The following is a 17,589-nucleotide window of genomic DNA, read 5'->3' on the forward strand; positions in this document are numbered from 1 at the left end:
ATACCTTAAAAACTTTAAAAAATTATGGGATTACATAAAATATTAAAAATAGTAGTAGGTGTCATTGGTATTATTGCCATGATATTTGCTGGTATTGTTTGGACAATTGACAGTGAGCCACTTCAAGACGAAGTAAAAGCATTGGGAATAAATGCAGTAGATGTACCTTCTAGTATTGGTAACTTAATGACTATTGGATATATCGTACTAGCTTTAATTTTAGTGCTAGTTATAATCTTTGTTATTAAAGGATTATTTAGTGGTAATGCTAAGAACGTATTGATCGGAGTTGGTGTTTTCTTACTTGTAATAGCGATATCTTATTTCATGGCATCAGATGTGATACCTGATGACATAATGAAAGCAGCTGCAAAGCAGGAAATAGAGCTTACACCTAACAAGATGAAATGGGTTGGTGCTGGTATAAACTCGTTTTTTATATTAGCTGCTACTGCTATAGGATTAATGTTGTTCTCAGGAGCAAAGAAACTTGTAAAATAATTTATTATGGCAAAACGCTCAGCACCCGAAATTAATGCAGGATCTATGGCAGATATTGCGTTCTTGCTTCTTATTTTCTTCTTAGTTACTACAACTATAGATAAAGATAAAGGACTGGTAAGGCAATTACCTCCTCCTCTAGATGAAGAAATTATACCACCTATTATTAAACAAAAGAACTTGTTTGTAGTATTGGTAAATAGCAATAATGATCTTTTGGTAGAAGATGAGCCCATGGAATTAAAAGATTTACGTCAAGCGGCTAAAGATTTCTTAGACAATGGTGGTATTCCTGCAGGTCAGGAAGGACACTGTAATTACTGTCAAGGAGCTCGTAGCCCAAGTTCATCAGATAACCCTGACAAAGCCATAATCTCTATGAGTAGTGCAAGAAAAACAGATTACACTACATATATTGCTGTTCAGAATGAATTAGGAGCTGCATATAACGAACTTAGAGATAGAGAGTCACAAAGACTTTTTGGATGGAAGTACACAGAAGTGAAGGCGGCAATAGACGCTGGAAACTATGAAGGAAACGAAGAAAAAGCTAAAGAAAAATTAAAGCAGGTTAGAGCACTAATCCCTTTTAAACTTTCTGAAGCAGAACCTAAAAGCAATTAATACTATGTCAAAGTTTAAAAAGAAAAAAGGAGGAGAACTTCCTCCAGTGAATACAGCTTCATTACCTGATATTGTATTTATGTTATTGTTTTTCTTTATGGTGGCAACTGTACTTAGGAAAAACGACCTTAAAGTTTTAAATCAATTGCCTCCAGCAGATCAAATTGAAAAACTTGATAAGTCAAGAACGGTTTTTATATATATTGGGAAACCAGGACCGAATTATAAAGGAAAAGCAAGAGAAGCAATTGTGCAAATAGGTGATCGTATTGTAGATGTAAGTGAAGTGAAAACAGCTATTCTACAAGAAGTAACCAAGCTTAGAGAAGAATTACAAAGCTCGGCTATAGTAGCATTAAAAATTGATCAAGATGCTGAAGCAGGATTAGTTTATGATGTGAAACAAGAATTGCGAGAAGCTAACTTGCCTAAGATTATATTTATTACAACGGCTGGAGAGTCAGTTGAATAAATTCAAATTTTATAATTAGTAAAAAAACGCCTTGATTCGTCAAGGCGTTTTTTTATGTATAATTGAGTAGTCATTTCTTGTATCTTTGTTATAAAACCAGTCTCGTGAAATATCTTTCTTTTTCTTTATTACTCTTTTTATTATGCAGTGGACAAGCGGTTTTTAGTCAAGATAGTGTTAATGAATATACTGTAGTAGATTCGCTTTATAGAGAAGATCAAGTATATATTGGTGTTACATTTAATTTATTATCTAATAAACCTGAAGGAATTTCTCAAAATGGACTTAGTGGTAGCTTGCAATTAGGTTTTATAAGGGATATGCCTTTTAATAAACGCCGAAATAAAGCAATAGGTGTTGGTTTAGGGGTTTCTATAGATACATTTAATCAAGATCTCTTTATAGGAGAAGAAAGTGATGAAAATACAACTATTTTTTCAACAATATCTGAAGATATAAATACAGATAAAAATAGATTCACTTTTTACACGCTGGAAATGCCTATACAATATAGGTGGAGAACATCTACTCCAACAAAATATGCATTCTGGCGTATTCATGCAGGAGTTCAGTTGGGGTATATTTTTAGATTTAAATCTACATTTATTCAAGAAGGAAATGAAGTTAATCAAACGGATCTTCCAGAATTAAATAAATTACAGTACGGACTTACTTTTGCTTTTGGTTATGGAGCGTTTAATTTTCAAACATACTATGGCTTGAATACATTATTTAATGATGATGCTATTGTTAATGGAGAAAATGTAAACTTACAAGTAATCCGTTTGGGACTTCAGTTTTATTTTCTGTGATGTTTTTAGTGCTAGTTTTGGTTTTATATTTTATTAGAACCAATATTTAAATGCCATCAATTGTGGTAATGCACCTACAAAAAAACCAATAATTAACTCTATATATGTATGCGCTTTTGCTTCTAGTCTTGATGTTGCAGTACCACCGCATCCTATAATTAAAAATGCTATAAGTAATAGTAGGTTTTGATTATAGTGAATACTTAAACCCATAATAAACACCACTAAGCCAGATATCCCAATCATATGGAGACTAGCCTTAAAGCTAAATAAGGCTAAAATAAAAGCGGCAAGGCTCGATCCTAATATTGCGACAAAGAAGAAGTGCAATTCTGGAATCTCATACCCTTTAAAAACAATTTGAATGAGTAAAAATGTAAACAATAATTGCATCAATAGAGGATAGCGACGCTCTTTTACATTTTTTAAATTTATATCAGATACCAAGTTTAAATTCTTAAGCATATAATAGCTTAGAATAGGTATAATTACAGTCATGATGGTTGTTGCAAATAACTTTGAAAAAAGAAAGGCAGGATTGAAAAACCGAGGCGAAATTTTAAAATAAAGTAGCACTCCAATTATTGGCATCAATAATGGATGAAAAATATATGAAAGACTTCGTATAATGTATTTCATTAGATTTGTTTACGGAGTCTTGCAACTGGAAGGTCTAGTTGCTCTCTGTATTTTGCTACAGTACGTCTGGCTATAGGATAGCCTTTTTCCTTTAAAATACCTGCTAATTTATCGTCAGTAAGTGGTTTTTTCTTGTCTTCCTCTTCGATAACAGTTTCTAGAATCTTTTTGATTTCTCGAGTAGATACTTCTTCACCTTGATCATTGGTCATGCTCTCACTAAAAAACTCTTTAATAAGTTTGGTTCCATAGGGCGTATCTACATATTTGCTATTTGCTACACGGGAAACGGTAGATACATCCATTTCAATTTCATTAGCGATATCTTTTAAGATCATAGGACGTAAGTTGCGTTCGTCACCTGTCAGGAAGTACTCCTTTTGGTAATACATAATAGCACTCATGGTCACAAATAATGTCTGCTGGCGCTGTAAAATAGCTTCTATAAACCATTTTGCAGCATCGAGCTTTTGTTTTATAAAGATGACGGCATCCTTTTGTGCTTTCGTTTTTTCTTTAGAAGCCTTATAGCCTTTAAGCATATTACTATAATCTCTAGATACTCTTAATTCTGGCGCGTTACGTCCATTTAGTGAAAGCTCAAGTTCTCCTTCTACAATGCGTATCGTAAAATCTGGTACCACATGCTCTACTATCTTTGTATTGCTAGCATAGGAACCTCCGGGTTTTGGATTTAAATGCTCAATCTCTTGAATAGCATTTTTGAGTTCTTCTTCAGAAATAGAGAACTTAGACATTAATTTTTTGTAATGCTTTTTACTAAAGTGATCAAAAGATTTTTCGAGAATAGCTATGGCAAGTTCTACAGACTTCGTTGGTGTTTTTCGCGAAAGCTGTAATACTAAACACTCTTCTAGATTACGAGCGGCGACCCCAGATGGATCTAACTCCTGAACTGTAAAAAGAACTTCTTCTATCTTTTCTTCTGTAGTATATACGTTTTGAGTAAAAGCAAGATCGTCCATTAAGTCTTCTAATGACCTCCTTAGATATCCACTTTCATCCAAGCTTCCAATAATAAACTCTGCAATATCACGCTCCTCTTGCGATAGACGAAACGTATTGAGCTGTGTTTTCAAGTATTGGTTAAATGAAGTTCCAGAGGCATATGGTACTTGTTTATCTTCATCATCTGCACTATAATTATTAGCACTCAATCGATAATCAGGTATCTCATCATCACTTAGATATTCATCTACATTGATTTCGGTTTCTATGGTGTCATTCCCAAAATCTTCTTCGGTATTGCTAAACTCATCAAATTCATCCTTAACTTCTTCCTTGCCACTATCTAGCGCAGGGTTTTCTTCAAGCTCTTGTTTTATTTTTTGTTCAAAAGCCTGCGTAGGCAATTGAATCAATTTCATCAACTGTATTTGTTGAGGAGATAGCTTTTGAGAGAGTTTAAAATTAAGTTGTTGTTTCAGCATATAACAAAAATAAGCAAAAGGGAGAAAATCATCGCCTTATATTTTGTTATAGAAAAAGGAATTACTGAAGCTATTGAAAATAATAACTATAATATTTAATTTAAGGCTTAAACAGGCCATGCTTTATTGCATAAATAACTAATCCTGTCCTGTTTTTTAAATTTAGTTTAGAAAACACACTGTCTCTATAGCCTTGCACTGTTTTTGGACTCAGGAACATGCGATCTGCAATTTCGTTATAGGTCATCTCTGTACAAGCATGTTTTATAAATTCAAGTTCTCGTTCTTTAAGCGTGAGCGAACTTTCTTCGTGCAGACTTCGTACTAAGATTTGAGCTACGGTATTGGTGTGATAAAACCCTTGACTCATGAGTTCTTTTAAGGCACTTTCTAAAACTGATTTTTCGGTATCTTTTAGTAAATACCCTTTTGCACCAGCGCGTAGCATTTTTAAGATGGTGCGTTCTTCTTCTTCTACAGAAAGCGCAAGTACTTTAATATTGGGATAATGCTCTTTAAGATAAGCGGTGGTTTCAATGCCATCCATAATGGGCATATTGACATCCATCAGGACAATATCGGGGCGTTTATTTTCAAAAACAAGCTGATCTACAAGTTCTTGTCCATTTTTACAGGTGTATAACACTTCAAAATCCTGAAAGGAATTTACAAGCCCACTAATGGCTTGTGAGAGCAATGTATGGTCGTCTACTACTACAAGTTTGTTCATGTGATGTCGTTTTTTGATTCGTATGAGAGGTGCATCTCGGTGCCATCTCCTTCAGTTGACGAGACTTCAATGGTAGCGCCAATTAGTTTTCCTCTGGACTCTATATTTGAGAGTCCTATTCCATTTTTCGCTTTCGCGAAAGCCATATCAAACCCAATCCCGTTGTCTTTAGCTTTAATGTCTACACTATTTTGGGTGTAGGTGATACATACATCTAAATGACTTGCCTTTGAGTGCTTAATGGTATTCGTAAAAAACTCCTGAAATATTCTAAAAATAATAGATCCTATTTTTTTATCAATTGTAATAGGAGTTCCGGTTACATTTAAACTCGTGGTTAGATATTCCATACGAGTAAAACGATCTAATTCCAGTTCTAACGCTTCTACAAGCGTCATGTTTTTAAGCGCTTCTGGATTGATAAGTCTAGATAAAGCACGTATTTCTGTAAGTCCTTTTCCTATGGTACTTGCTGCTTCATCCAGTTGCTTTTGATCTCCTCCAGAATTTTGAGTTTGTATTTTAGCTAAGGTTAATAACTGTCCAATATTATCATGCAACTCCCAACTTATATTTCGTAAGGTCTCTTCTCTAATCTCTATTTGTGACTCTGCAATCTCTCGTTCAAAACGTTTTTGAGAATCTTGTTGTTCTATTAAAAGCTCATTTTTTCGCCTGATAAATACAGAAAATAAAACCCCAACTACAATTAATAAAAGTAGCAATATTGTTATAGATACTAGCGCTAGTATTAGCGTGTTGTCATCTGGGTTACTTAGGTATATGGGCAAAATTTATTTTCGTTTATAATATTATGAGTTCTTAAAATAGTGTTTTTTGACTTGTGAATTATAGGTTTAACGTGCTTAAATATAGTTAATTATGTTGGTGTCTTTTTTCGGACCAGATAAATCCAAAAATAATTATTAAGTTAGAAATGATACTTATAATTGAAACAATCATAGGTAATTGGGTGTAAAAAAGTTTCTCATCGATTTCTAAAATATTTAAAGGCTTATAATAGGTTTGTATTGCCAAAATTATTGGATATGAAATATTAAATATTAGAAAACCAATATTAATCCATAGTAGTAAGTCTTTTTTTATTTTAGATATTTGACTACTTTTAATTAAATCTATAGAATAATACATAATTGCAATTACTGTTATGATTGCTCCAAAAAAGAATGCATAATCTAAGAAGTATACCATAGGATTAATAAATAAAATATTAACAAAATAAAATAACCATACGCTGTATAGTAATTTGTTCACAATGCTTTGTCTTAAGCCTGTTGGATCGTTAATACTTTTTTTAATTACCCATATAATTACAGAAAATCTTACAATATCTAGAATATTGTAAAAAATATTATTTGATTGAATAGCATCATATTTTTTACCATAATAATCCCAAAATTCTAATGCGATAATATCATTAATAGCAATGTACCAGAATAAAAACAGAAACAAACGCATTTCTGTATGCTTATATTTATAGAAATAGAAAGTAGCGATAAGTGCTGTGATAAAGAGAATACCAAATTGTGTATTACCTAAAAATTTACCAAAAGACTCCATAAATACTTTCTATTCCTACTAAATGTTTAATTATTTATTTTGAATTAATTATTGCCTTCATCATTATAGTCATCATCTTCATGAGGTGGTGGTGGTCTTCTTCCTCCATGATTACCTGCTAAACTAGTGATGTCATCTTGAATGAATACTAAGTTTGCTTTCCCAGGGGTTTTAATTTTACCTGTTTTAAGATAATAATCTTGTAATACTCCTACAGGAACGGCTGTAGGATTTCCATTCTGATTTTGAATGGCAAAGGCAACTTCATTATCACCTTTTTTCATAGTAGGGTTAAAAAATACAGTTTCAGCATTAGGGTGCGGTGAGTTTTTGGTGTCATACTGCCCTAAGTATACACGAAGTCCCAATATATCGGTGCCCGCTGTTTTGGCTTCTTGTTCTACATAATCCATATATTGTCTTAACTCCTTAAAGTTAAACGTAAGGGAGCGTGTTGCTTGGTAATTATCTACATCTCCTAATTCTTCTTCAAAACTTTCTATTAATCCAACTCTGTTTGCACCATAGTTTTGGTACAAAGCAATGGCTTCACCGAGTTCAATAGCCATATCTGGTCTTTCTACAACTACAACAGTAGGAGGCCCAGTATTGCCATCATCTTCATTATTAGTGTGATCTCCTTTACAATCTACAAGCACGAGTGCCATCATTGTAATCGGAATCATAAAATTTAAAAGTTTCATAATTGTTTTGGTTTAGTGGTTATGAATGTGATTTTTTGTAAGGTACAATGATACGTGTAGTAATTGCAAAAAAAAAGGGGCGAAAGCCCCTTTTTGATATTGTATAATGCCTAGAATAAATAACCTTCTCAATCCAAGGATGCAATATTTATTCTTTTATAAATAACCTTCGAAACAAGTTTTAGAGAATTAATTCCTTAGCTATCGCCTTGCGATTAAAATTCGGCATGTCCCGGAAATCTTGGATAAGGGATGACATCTCGTATGTTTGTCATACCCGTAGCAAAAAGTACTAAGCGCTCAAAACCAAGGCCAAAGCCACTGTGAATACAAGTTCCAAACTTACGCGTGTCTAGATACCACCATAGCTCTTCTTCCGGAATGTCTAAAGCGGCCATTTTTTCTTTAAGCACATCAAGACGTTCTTCTCTTTGTGATCCACCTACAATTTCTCCAATACCAGGGAATAAAATATCCATAGCACGTACCGTTTTTCCATCTTCATTTAAACGCATATAGAATGCTTTGATGTTTGCAGGATAATCAAAAAGAATCACCGGGCATTCAAAATGCTTTTCTACTAAGTAACGCTCGTGTTCACTTTGTAAATCAGCCCCCCATTCATCTATAAGGTATTTAAACTTCTTTTTCTTGTTAGGCTTACTGTTACGTAATATTGCGATCGCTTCGGTGTAGCTTACGCGCTTAAAATTGTTATTGATAACAAACTCTAATTTTTCGCGTAATGCCATCGTGGCACGCTCTGCTTGCGGTTTTTTCTTATCCTCATCTATAAGACGCTTCTCTAAAAATTCTAAATCGTCTTGGCAGTTATCTAGCACATATTTAATTACATACTTGATAAAATCTTCAGCAAGATCCATATTGGCATCTAGATCGTAAAAAGCAACTTCAGGCTCAATCATCCAAAACTCTGCAAGATGGCGTGATGTATTACTATTTTCTGCTCTAAATGTAGGGCCAAAAGTATACACCTTTCCTAATCCTAATGCATAGGTTTCTGCTTCTAGCTGCCCAGAAACTGTAAGGTTGGTTTCTTTACCAAAAAAATCTTGACTGTAATCTATACTACCATCTTCTTTTTTAGGAGGATTATTAAGATCCAATCCTGTTACTTGAAACATTTCTCCAGCACCTTCAGCATCACTACCAGTAATCATAGGGGTGTGTGCTTGAAAAAAACCATTCTCATTAAAATATTGATGTACAGCAAAAGATAGTTTAGAGCGCATTCTCATAATAGCTCCAAACGTATTGGTGCGTACACGCAAGTGTGCTTGCTCACGTAGCTTTTCTAGGGTATGACGCTTAGGCGATAAGATCGTAAGTTTTACATCTTCTGGATCTGCATCTCCTTCTATTTCTATAGACTTTACCTTGATCTCTACACGCTGTCCAGCTCCTTGACTTTCTTCAAGAACCCCAGTTACAACAATAGCAGCACCTGTATTCACGCGATTTAAAAGTGCGTCGTCCATATTTTCATAGTCTACGACGCATTGTATGTTTTTGATGGTAGATCCATCGTTAAGTGCAATAAATTGATTAGCTCTAAAAGAGCGAACCCATCCTTTTACAGTGAACTCCTGATGTATAGCATCACTAGCTAAAATATCAATTACTGAGATGTAGTTCATAGTATTTTAATTTTTAATCCCATACTGGGTTTGATTCCTCTGACTTTTTGAGCCAGAACTTCCTTGATATTCTTTAATTATTTTTCTTTCAAAGAAAGACGTAAATTAAAGAAAGGCAAATATAAATGATGTTTTGAAATTGACAGCCTACTTTTAGAGGGTAATTTTACTCAATCATTGAGATTGCAATATGCTGAGACCTGTATTAAAACTAAAAATTAGTTTTCTACTAATACATTGTAGGTTTTGCTGGGGATTCTTTTTTTATACGCTTTCGCGAAAGCGTATACAGCAACAGCTCTATTTTGGGATATACTTTTGAGGTACTTAGTGTGTATGATCTTCCTTAGAAGGATCATTTTCTATTTCTTGCTCTTCATTTAATTCTGTGATAATTTGAAGAGCAGGTTCTTTTAGTGTATTCTTATTAGCGATATTGTGTTCCAACGAAAGTAATAAGGAAGGGAGCAGTAAAAGGTTTGCTAACATGGCAAATAAAAGGGTAGCACTCACAAGGCCTCCTAAGGCAACAGTTCCTCCAAAACTACTGATCATAAAAACCGAAAAACCGAAAAACAATACAATCGAGGTGTAAAACATACTTACGCCCGTTTCTCGTAATGATGCATATACAGATTTTTTAATTTTCCATTTGCTAGCACGTAGTTCCTGTCTGTATTTTGCTAAGAAGTGAATGGTGTCATCTACAGAGATTCCAAAAGCAATACTAAATACAAGTATGGTTGATGGTTTAATTGGAATGCCTATGAATCCCATCATTCCTGCGGTGACTAGTAACGGTAGTAAATTAGGAATTAGAGATACAAGAATCATTTTAAATGATCGGAACATCCAAGCCATAAAAATAGCAATAAGGAGAATGGCAAGTGATAAACTTATCACCAAATTGTTTACTAAATAATTAGTTCCTTTTTGAAATACTAGTGCTTTTCCTGTCAGGGTAACTTCGTAGCGATCTTCAGGGAATAATGTTTTTATTTTTGCCCTTAGATTTTCTTCGGCACGTTCCATTTTATCCGTTCCAATGTCTTTCATAAAAGTGGTAATACGTGCATATTGACCTGTGCTGTCTACATATGCACCCATTAGATTGGTTTGTTCCGAAAAGCTACTGGTGTATGGTAAAATAAAATTTCGCTCGTTACTACTTGGTAATTGGTAATATTTTGGAGCGCCGTTATAAAAAGCTTGCTTGGTATATTTTACTAAGTTAACAATAGATACTGGTTTGGATAATTCTGGTTGTTCTTCTATCACTTGGCTTAACTCATCCATACGTCTTAAAGTGGCGAGTTTTAGCACCCCTTTTTTACGCTTAGTGTCTATTAATATTTCTAATGGCATAATGCCATCAAACTCTTCTTCAAAAAACTTGATGTCTTTAAAGAAGGCGGTTTTCTTAGGCATGTCTTCTATGAGACTTCCAGATATACGTATCTGGTTAATCCCAATCATACTTGCGGTTAATAGGATGATACTTACAACATAAATTGCAATACGATGATTTCTTACCATGCGCTCCATCCAATTAACAAAACCTTCGATCCAGTTTTTTCCTAAATGCTTTAAATGCTTCTCTTTTGGAGGTGGCATATAGCTATATATGATAGGGATGATAAGTAATGATAAAAGAAAAATCCCTACAATATTAATACTGGCTACAACGCCAAATTCTTTAAGTAAAGAACTCTCGGTAAGGATGAATGTAGCAAATCCTGACGCGGTTGTGATATTTGTCATCAATGTCGCGTTTCCTACTTTCGTAATCACACGTTGGAGTGCTTTTACTTTGTTACCATGCATTTTATACTCATGCTGGTATTTGTTAATTAAAAAGATGCAATTGGGAATTCCAATTACAATAATAAGTGGCGGTATAAGTGCGGTAAGTACTGTAATTTCATATCTAAGGAGCCCTAAAAAACCAAAAGCCCACATTACTCCTATAATTACAGTAATCATAGATATGAAGGTGGCTCTATAGGATCTAAAGAAGAAAAAGAATATTAAGGATGTGACTAATAAAGCAGCTCCTACAAATAGTCCTATTTCATCTATAATATTTTGAGAGTTGAGGGTGCGTATGTATGGCATCCCACTGGTACGGACTTTAATACCAGATGTTGCTTCAAAATTTGAGATAAGGGGTATAAGATCATTAACGATAAAATCTCTTCTTGCAGGCGTATTTACAATACTTTTATCTAAATAAATAGCAGATCGAACGGTACCAGTTTCTTTATTATAAATTAAATTTTCATAAAAAGGAAGATCATTAAAAAGTTGTTTTCTATAATCTGAAGCTTGTTTTTTAGTGGTGACACTGTCTGGTATAAATGATTTTAAATCAAACCTAGCAGGGTTTTCTTGTTTATCAAGTAGTTTAAGATCTTTAAGAGATATAGATAGTGTAACCTCGGCATATTGATCTATTTTTTCAGAGAGACTATTCCAAGCATTTAATACTTGTGGAGTAAATAGGCTGTCATTTTTAATGCCAATTACAATGAGGTTTCCTTCTTCGCCAAATTTATCTAAGAAGGTGTTGTATTCTAAATTTACTTCATGATCGTCAGGAAGTAGGTTTGCTTCGGTGTAGGTAAATCGCATGTGAGTCCACTGTTTTCCTAAGAAAACAGTAGTAGCTATAACAAGAATGAGGATTAGGAGTTTATTGCGTAATATAATACTGGCAACATTTTCCCAAAATCCTGAACTTAAAAACTTGGCCATTACCTCTGGTTACAGTCACAAAGGTATTCTTTTATTAAAGAAAATCCGAGAAGGATGTTACTTTTCTAAAGTTGTAAATTAAAAGTAAATTTAAAAGCAATATTATCTTCAAAATTGGGTAAATGATATGCGCCATATCTATAGGTAAGACTGGTTCCAAAACCAAAGATTAACTTGTTGATTTCGAAGCCTGATTCGGTATATCCTTCTCTTAAAGAACCAAACTGAATATCTAAATGATCTTCGGGATTGCTAATATCTCCTATGGCAAATCGAGTGATAAAAACCATTTCAGGTTTGAAGTTTTTGCTTATGTTAAAAGGAGCGAGTCTGTGCTTAAGTTGTGCGGTAAGTAATCTGTCTGAGAAAAACTCACTAAAAAACATTGTTTCAAAACTATTAACGCCTGCTACTGAGAAACGTTGAAGTATGGTTTCTTTTGTAGGTGCATTAGGATATGCTTGAAATAAATGGGTGATAGGGAGGTCACCAAATCCTACATTTCCTTCTACTAGCAATTCTGTAGCAGACTTATTAAGTCTATCGAGTCTATAAAAAACTTTAGCCCCTATTTTAGTAAAATTGAAGTCTCCTTCTAAGCCGTCTATACTTTGTGAGATTTGAGCTGTTACTTTAGGGTAGCCATCGTATACTTCATTAATGCCAGATTCTGTTTTCATAAACTTACTTCCAGGGCTCCATCGTACGCCAGCAGTGAGTTCTGTGATATTATAATTGCTTATTTCTTCTCCGTCATTGATATAGCGATATGGAGTTGTTTGTTCTATACGTCTATGGGCAACTTGAAATTCGGAGAGTAGTTTTGGTGCAATTCGATATTCAAGATTTGTTCTTGTGGTGCGGTGTTTGTAAAATAAATTAATATTTACGAGCCGTGGTTCAAATAAAGAATACACACGTCTGTCTGTCAGGTACGCATAGTTTCCTACTTCTTCCAGATCACTATTATAAGTCAAGCTAAGCCATGCATCTTTTTTTGAATCAAGCAGGATGCCACCTCCTGCACCGTATTTAATTTCCTTGTCTTTAAAGCCATAAGCACCGTATCCTTCTATACGAAATCGTTTAGAAAAACTTTCATTAGTAACACCTCCTAAGCCAAGACGTAAGCCTTCAAAATTGTTGAATTTTACTGGGTAGGTGAGATCGAAATCAAAAAAGTTGACGCTGTAATATCCGACACTAAAATTATTAATAGTTCCTAAACGACGTTCAATATTTTCTGCATTTATAATTCTTTCTATTTCGGAGAAGCTTCGTTTGTCTTTATTAGTCAAATCTTCTGAGCGATAGTTTTGCCAGAAACTTTGTGGTTTTTCTGTGGCGTCTGGCTCTATAGTAATGGCATAGGGTTGTATCTCTATTTCTTTCGCTTTAAGCGAAAAATCACTATTACTGGTTGTAGAAACGAGGTACTTTTTAGTAATCATTTCTTCCAGATTTTCTTCCTGTAATGTGCCTATTGAAATTCGTCCACCAAAAAAAGAAAGACGTCTGTCACTATCTCCTTTATCAATAAAAAGTGCTCGGTTTTTGGGGAGGTATAAATTTGCTTCTTTATTGAAAATATAGGATTGGCTTAGTTTGATTTTTATAGCATCATCAAGACTTACTTGTACGTTTTTTAGGGCGAGTTTTTCTTTATCTAATACCATAACCCCAGACAGTCCTGGAATTGCTTTTGGTCTTTTAGGGGTAAAAGAAATATGTATTTCATCATTAGAATCTGACGGAACAATGTTGTATGTATAATTTCTTAAACCTCTACGAGATAAAATACCTGCATATCGGGTGTTGAAAATCACAAAATCTTCATCATAGAAAGAGCGAGATTGTAAATTTACGGCAAGTACTTCATAACGTGTTTTTTCAAAACCAGCCAATTGAAAACCTATAATATCTTCTATAAACCCTTGTGATGTGGTGTATGTAGTATTACTTACTTTTTCAGATAAATAGCTATGGGTACTTGTGCTAAGGCTATCGGTTATGATTGTCTTTTCATAACTAGTATATGCATAATTAGATAAAACCGCGCGTGGATCATTAGTGTCTCTTAAAGAGATGGCCTTTTGTATAAGCTCTTCTGCAGTTTTGCCTGATTCAGTTTGTGCAAAAGTAGAGATCTGTATACATAATAAAACAGCAAGTATTTTATACATAGAAAGTTTGAAGTATATTCAAATGTATTAAAAAAGCGACCGCTAGCGGTCGCTTTTTGTATTTGTTTAACGATCGTTTCGTTAATTAAACGGTCATTATTTCTTTTTCTTTTGCTGCTAGCGTAGTATCTACATTTTTGATGTATGTATCTGTAAGATTTTGAACGTCTATTTCTGCATTTTTGACAAGATCTTCAGAAATATCATCTAGCTTTTTAATATCATTGTTAGCACTTTTTCTATCATTACGTACTCCTATTCTAGCATCTTCGGCTTCAGAACGAGCTTGCTTTACAAGTTCTTTACGTCTTTCTTCAGTAAGTGGCGGTACATTGATTATAATGCTTTCCCCATTATTCATTGGGTTAAATCCTAAATTAGAATTAATAATAGCACGCTCTATATCTGCGATGATTGATTTTTCCCAAGGTTGTATAGATATCGTACGTCCGTCTGGGGTATTTACATTTGCTACTTGGGATAGAGGTGTTTGACTACCGTAATAATCTACCATAACACTTTGAAGCATTGCAGGACTTGCTTTTCCGGCACGGATTGTAAGTAATCTCTTTTTAAGGTGCGAAATAGCACCTTCCATTGCCTCTTTAGTGCTATCTAATATAAATTGAATCTCTTCATTCATAATAAAACATGTTTTAAACGCAATTTAACAAAAACTACGCCATATACTAATTTTATAGGTTTACTGTGGTTCCTATTTGTTCTCCTGTAACTACTTTTAATAAGTTGCCAGGCTTATTCATATCAAAAACAATAATAGGAAGTTCATTTTCTTGACTTAGCGTAAAAGCAGTGGTGTCCATTACTTTTAAGCCTTTACGTAACACATCGTCAAAAGAAATATGATCATATTTGACAGCGTCACTATCTTTTTCTGGATCTGCTGTGTAAATACCATCTACACGAGTCCCTTTAAGAATAACATCTGCTTCTATTTCTATAGCGCGTAATACAGCAGCAGAATCTGTTGTGAAATAGGGGTTACCTGTACCACCACCAAAAATGACAACACGTCCTTTTTCTAAATGACGCATTGCTTTCCTTCTGATAAAAGGCTCTGCAACTTCATTGATTTTGATAGCTGTTTGAAGTCGTGTAGGGATATCTGCATCTTCTAATGCATCTTGTAATGCAAGTCCGTTTATTACAGTAGCAAGCATTCCCATGTGATCACTTTGTACACGATCCATCCCTTTGCTTGCTCCAGCAACTCCTCTAAAAATATTCCCGCCACCTATTACAATAGCAACTTGAACTCCAGTATCAATTACTTTTTTGATGTCTGTTGCATATTCAGATAAACGTTTAGGGTCTATACCGTATTGACGATCACCCATTAAAGACTCGCCAGATAATTTAAGTAAAATTCTTTTGTATGTCATAGATTGAAAAAGATTATGCAAATATAGTGCTTATGCTACTTTTTTAAAGAAATTCTTTTACGCAAGATTTAGTAAATATGGCTATAGGTTTTTTTAAGCATGGAAAATGTAGAAATATGTTATTTTGTGCTTAAAGTGGCTGTTTTTATGTAAACTATTATAAACTCTTACCTTTTAGGAGTGGCAAGTTTATTATATTTATAACATAAATAGGTGAGTGTTGCTATGCACTCATTATTTTTCCAAAATATTTTTTTAAAATCAAAATGTATACATCAATTATGAACAAATTATTCAAACTAAGCTATCTTGTTATTCTTTCATTTTTTATAAGTTGTGGAAGTGATGATGATGGAGGTCCAGATGGAGGAGGTACACCAGATGGAGGCTTACCAGAAGCTAGTGCTACATATAGTCTTGATTTCACAACTAATTTTACGCAGGCAAATAATCCACAAGATTATCCTGCAAATGCTTCTTTTGGGACTATCATTGCGATAGCTCATGCACCTGAAGTATCTGTATATTCTCTAGGTCAAATAGCATCAGATGGAATGGCTTTATACGCTCAATCTGGTGATGTAGATGGCCTTGCTGCTTTTATAAGTACATCTTTAGGAGAAGAAGGAGATGGGTTGTTTAGTATTACAACAGCAGGAATGGTAGGTCCTGAATCATCAGCAAGTACTTCTGTTTCTGTAACTCCTACACGTACTAGAATTACGTTTCTAGCAAGATTAAACCCTAGCCCAGATTGGTTTTTAGGAGTAAGCTCTTTTAATATTGTAGATGGAGAAACATTAATAGATTTAGAAGAGATAGAATTACGTCCTATAGACGCAGGGGTTGTTCTTGGAGATACGTATGAGGCAAATGATGGTAGTGAAAATGCTGCTGTGAGTCTTTATGATGGAGCTCCTTTTGGAAATGGAGATCCTCTTTCAGAGCCTATAGGGAATCTAGTGATTGAAAGAACTAATTAAGAATTAGTTATAAAAGCTATAAATAAAAAATGCGCTCTAGAAATAGAGCGCATTTTTTTTATGTGTATTTGATATTCTTTTTGCTTATGCTAAAGAAACTCTTTCAAATCCTGTAACGCTTAAATCACCTTTACTAGTTACATAATCTGCAACATTAAGGCTTTCGTCCATGATGAAACGCTGATCAAGAAGACACTTCTCGTGATCAAGTGTTGTATTGTCAGAAATGAAACGCTCTAGTTTTCCAGGAACAATCTTGTCCCAGATTTTTTCAGGCTTACCTTCAGCTTGTAATTGCGCTTTGATATCATCTTCAGCCTTTGTTAAAACTTCAGGAGTTAATTGAGACATGGAAATATATTGAGGTACATTTTTAAGTGTTTTACCTAAACGACCTAATTCAACATTATCTTTTTCAATAGCAGCAATTCTTGCTTCAGTTTCAGAAGCAACATATGCAGGATCAAAATCTTTGTAAGATAATGTAGTTGCTCCCATAGAAGCTACTTGCATAGATACAGATTTAGCAACCTCTGCAGAGACATCTGTAGCAGCAGATAATCCTACTAAAGCTCCAATTTTGTTACCGTGAACATAAGAACCTACAAAAGGAGCTTCAAGTGTTTTGAAACCTCCTATTTCTATTTTCTCTCCGATAACACCAGTTTGCTCGGTAAGTTTTTCTGCAACTGTCATACCCTCAAAATCTGCAGCAAGAAACTCTTCTTTAGAATTTGTTCCTAATGCAATATCTGCCATTTGGCGAGCCATAGCTACAAAAGAATCATTTTTTGCAACAAAGTCTGTTTCACAATTTAAAGAAACAACAACACCTCTCGTGTTATCATCGTTTATTTTTGCAACAACAGCACCTTCGCTAGAATCTCTGTCTGCTCTTTTTTCTGCAATTTTCTGTCCTTTCTTACGTAGGATAGTAATTGCTTTGTCAAAATCACCTTCTGCTTCTACTAATGCTTTTTTACAATCCATCATACCGGCTCCGGTAGATTTTCTAAGCTTGTTTACGTCTGCGGCTGTAATTTTTGCCATAATAATCTTTCTGATTATAATTTCCGTAAAGACGGAAATCTATT

Annotated in this window: 17 protein-coding genes; 5 read left to right on the forward strand and 12 right to left on the reverse strand. The window is 34.2% G+C overall.

All coding sequences use genetic code 11. The features are described 5' to 3' along the window. Positions 1 to 24 precede the first annotated feature (24 nt). The 4 genes from CHB80_RS14185 to CHB80_RS14200 all read left to right on the forward strand — a co-directional run bounded on the left by CHB80_RS14185 (position 25) and on the right by CHB80_RS14200 (position 2,409). Positions 25 to 501 carry a hypothetical protein gene (locus tag CHB80_RS14185; protein WP_089372149.1) on the forward strand — a complete coding sequence of 159 codons (477 nt, stop codon included), beginning with the start codon at positions 25 to 27 and terminating at the stop codon, positions 499 to 501. Between the two features lie 6 nt (positions 502 to 507). After that, positions 508 to 1,125, forward strand: a complete 618-nt coding sequence (locus CHB80_RS14190) for an ExbD/TolR family protein (protein WP_089372150.1) — start codon at positions 508 to 510, stop codon at positions 1,123 to 1,125. A gap of 4 nt (positions 1,126 to 1,129) precedes the next feature. After that, the gene (locus CHB80_RS14195; protein ID WP_089372151.1) at positions 1,130 to 1,597 is read left to right on the forward strand and encodes an ExbD/TolR family protein; all 468 of its coding nucleotides are present in this window, start codon (positions 1,130 to 1,132) and stop codon (positions 1,595 to 1,597) included. 104 nt (positions 1,598 to 1,701) lie between these two features. Continuing rightward, positions 1,702 to 2,409, forward strand: coding sequence for a porin family protein (locus tag CHB80_RS14200; RefSeq protein ID WP_089372152.1), 708 nt, complete (start codon positions 1,702 to 1,704; stop codon positions 2,407 to 2,409). Positions 2,410 to 2,442: 33 nt separating this feature from the next. On the opposite strand, the gene CHB80_RS14205 is transcribed toward CHB80_RS14200, so the two are convergent. The 11 genes from CHB80_RS14205 to pyrH all read right to left on the reverse strand — a co-directional run bounded on the left by CHB80_RS14205 (position 2,443) and on the right by pyrH (position 15,512). Beyond that, complete coding sequence (locus CHB80_RS14205) at positions 2,443 to 3,048, reverse strand: hypothetical protein (protein ID WP_089372153.1); 606 nt, start codon at positions 3,046 to 3,048, stop codon at positions 2,443 to 2,445. Next, positions 3,048 to 4,499, reverse strand: a complete 1,452-nt coding sequence (rpoN, locus tag CHB80_RS14210) for an RNA polymerase factor sigma-54 (protein ID WP_089372154.1) — start codon at positions 4,497 to 4,499, stop codon at positions 3,048 to 3,050. The genes CHB80_RS14205 and rpoN overlap by 1 nt, the downstream gene beginning before the upstream one ends. Before the next feature lie 100 nt (positions 4,500 to 4,599). Next, on the reverse strand, positions 4,600 to 5,229 hold the full coding sequence (locus tag CHB80_RS14215) for a response regulator transcription factor (protein WP_089372155.1): 630 nt from the start codon (positions 5,227 to 5,229) through the stop codon (positions 4,600 to 4,602). Continuing rightward, complete coding sequence (locus CHB80_RS14220; protein ID WP_229746959.1) at positions 5,226 to 6,020, reverse strand: sensor histidine kinase; 795 nt, start codon at positions 6,018 to 6,020, stop codon at positions 5,226 to 5,228. Before CHB80_RS14220 ends, CHB80_RS14215 begins: the two co-directional genes overlap by 4 nt. Positions 6,021 to 6,105: 85 nt before the next feature. Continuing rightward, on the reverse strand, positions 6,106 to 6,810 hold the full coding sequence (locus CHB80_RS14225; RefSeq protein ID WP_089372156.1) for a hypothetical protein: 705 nt from the start codon (positions 6,808 to 6,810) through the stop codon (positions 6,106 to 6,108). Between the two features lie 44 nt (positions 6,811 to 6,854). Then, the gene (locus tag CHB80_RS14230) at positions 6,855 to 7,514 is read right to left on the reverse strand and encodes a nucleoside triphosphate pyrophosphohydrolase family protein (protein ID WP_089372157.1); all 660 of its coding nucleotides are present in this window, start codon (positions 7,512 to 7,514) and stop codon (positions 6,855 to 6,857) included. 215 nt (positions 7,515 to 7,729) lie between these two features. Next, positions 7,730 to 9,172 (reverse strand): asparagine--tRNA ligase, encoded by a 1,443-nt coding sequence (asnS, locus tag CHB80_RS14235; RefSeq protein WP_089372158.1) that lies wholly within the window; start codon positions 9,170 to 9,172, stop codon positions 7,730 to 7,732. Between the two features lie 327 nt (positions 9,173 to 9,499). Further along, a complete protein-coding gene (locus CHB80_RS14240; RefSeq protein ID WP_089372159.1) occupies positions 9,500 to 11,926 on the reverse strand; it encodes an efflux RND transporter permease subunit in 2,427 nt (808 codons plus the stop codon). A gap of 65 nt (positions 11,927 to 11,991) precedes the next feature. Beyond that, positions 11,992 to 14,109, reverse strand: coding sequence for a DUF5686 family protein (locus CHB80_RS14245; protein ID WP_179218172.1), 2,118 nt, complete (start codon positions 14,107 to 14,109; stop codon positions 11,992 to 11,994). Between the two features lie 85 nt (positions 14,110 to 14,194). After that, the gene (frr, locus tag CHB80_RS14250) at positions 14,195 to 14,752 is read right to left on the reverse strand and encodes a ribosome recycling factor (protein WP_089372160.1); all 558 of its coding nucleotides are present in this window, start codon (positions 14,750 to 14,752) and stop codon (positions 14,195 to 14,197) included. Between the two features lie 52 nt (positions 14,753 to 14,804). Continuing rightward, complete coding sequence (gene pyrH, locus CHB80_RS14255; protein WP_089372161.1) at positions 14,805 to 15,512, reverse strand: UMP kinase; 708 nt, start codon at positions 15,510 to 15,512, stop codon at positions 14,805 to 14,807. Between the two features lie 281 nt (positions 15,513 to 15,793). On the opposite strand from pyrH, the gene CHB80_RS14260 reads away from it, so the two are divergent. Next, complete coding sequence (locus CHB80_RS14260) at positions 15,794 to 16,495, forward strand: spondin domain-containing protein (RefSeq protein WP_179218173.1); 702 nt, start codon at positions 15,794 to 15,796, stop codon at positions 16,493 to 16,495. Between the two features lie 84 nt (positions 16,496 to 16,579). On the opposite strand, the gene tsf is transcribed toward CHB80_RS14260, so the two are convergent. Next, complete coding sequence (gene tsf / locus CHB80_RS14265) at positions 16,580 to 17,545, reverse strand: translation elongation factor Ts (RefSeq protein WP_089372163.1); 966 nt, start codon at positions 17,543 to 17,545, stop codon at positions 16,580 to 16,582. Between the last annotated feature and the right edge of the window lie 44 nt (positions 17,546 to 17,589).

It is taken from the genome of Dokdonia pacifica, from assembly GCF_900188275.1.
GTDB lineage: Bacteria > Bacteroidota > Bacteroidia > Flavobacteriales > Flavobacteriaceae > Dokdonia > Dokdonia pacifica.

Coding starts and splice junctions, on each gene's coding strand:
- CHB80_RS14185 (WP_089372149.1), top strand. CDS start 25: ATGGGATTACATAAAATATTAAAAATAGTAGTAGGTGTCATTGGTATT.
- CHB80_RS14190 (WP_089372150.1), top strand. CDS start 508: ATGGCAAAACGCTCAGCACCCGAAATTAATGCAGGATCTATGGCAGAT.
- CHB80_RS14195 (WP_089372151.1), top strand. CDS start 1,130: ATGTCAAAGTTTAAAAAGAAAAAAGGAGGAGAACTTCCTCCAGTGAAT.
- CHB80_RS14205 (WP_089372153.1), bottom strand. CDS start 3,048: ATGAAATACATTATACGAAGTCTTTCATATATTTTTCATCCATTATTG.
- rpoN (WP_089372154.1), bottom strand. CDS start 4,499: ATGCTGAAACAACAACTTAATTTTAAACTCTCTCAAAAGCTATCTCCT.
- CHB80_RS14215 (WP_089372155.1), bottom strand. CDS start 5,229: ATGAACAAACTTGTAGTAGTAGACGACCATACATTGCTCTCACAAGCC.
- CHB80_RS14225 (WP_089372156.1), bottom strand. CDS start 6,810: ATGGAGTCTTTTGGTAAATTTTTAGGTAATACACAATTTGGTATTCTC.
- CHB80_RS14230 (WP_089372157.1), bottom strand. CDS start 7,514: ATGAAACTTTTAAATTTTATGATTCCGATTACAATGATGGCACTCGTG.
- asnS (WP_089372158.1), bottom strand. CDS start 9,172: ATGAACTACATCTCAGTAATTGATATTTTAGCTAGTGATGCTATACAT.
- CHB80_RS14240 (WP_089372159.1), bottom strand. CDS start 11,926: ATGGCCAAGTTTTTAAGTTCAGGATTTTGGGAAAATGTTGCCAGTATT.
- CHB80_RS14245 (WP_179218172.1), bottom strand. CDS start 14,109: ATGTATAAAATACTTGCTGTTTTATTATGTATACAGATCTCTACTTTT.
- frr (WP_089372160.1), bottom strand. CDS start 14,752: ATGAATGAAGAGATTCAATTTATATTAGATAGCACTAAAGAGGCAATG.
- pyrH (WP_089372161.1), bottom strand. CDS start 15,512: ATGACATACAAAAGAATTTTACTTAAATTATCTGGCGAGTCTTTAATG.
- CHB80_RS14260 (WP_179218173.1), top strand. CDS start 15,794: ATGAACAAATTATTCAAACTAAGCTATCTTGTTATTCTTTCATTTTTT.
- tsf (WP_089372163.1), bottom strand. CDS start 17,545: ATGGCAAAAATTACAGCCGCAGACGTAAACAAGCTTAGAAAATCTACC.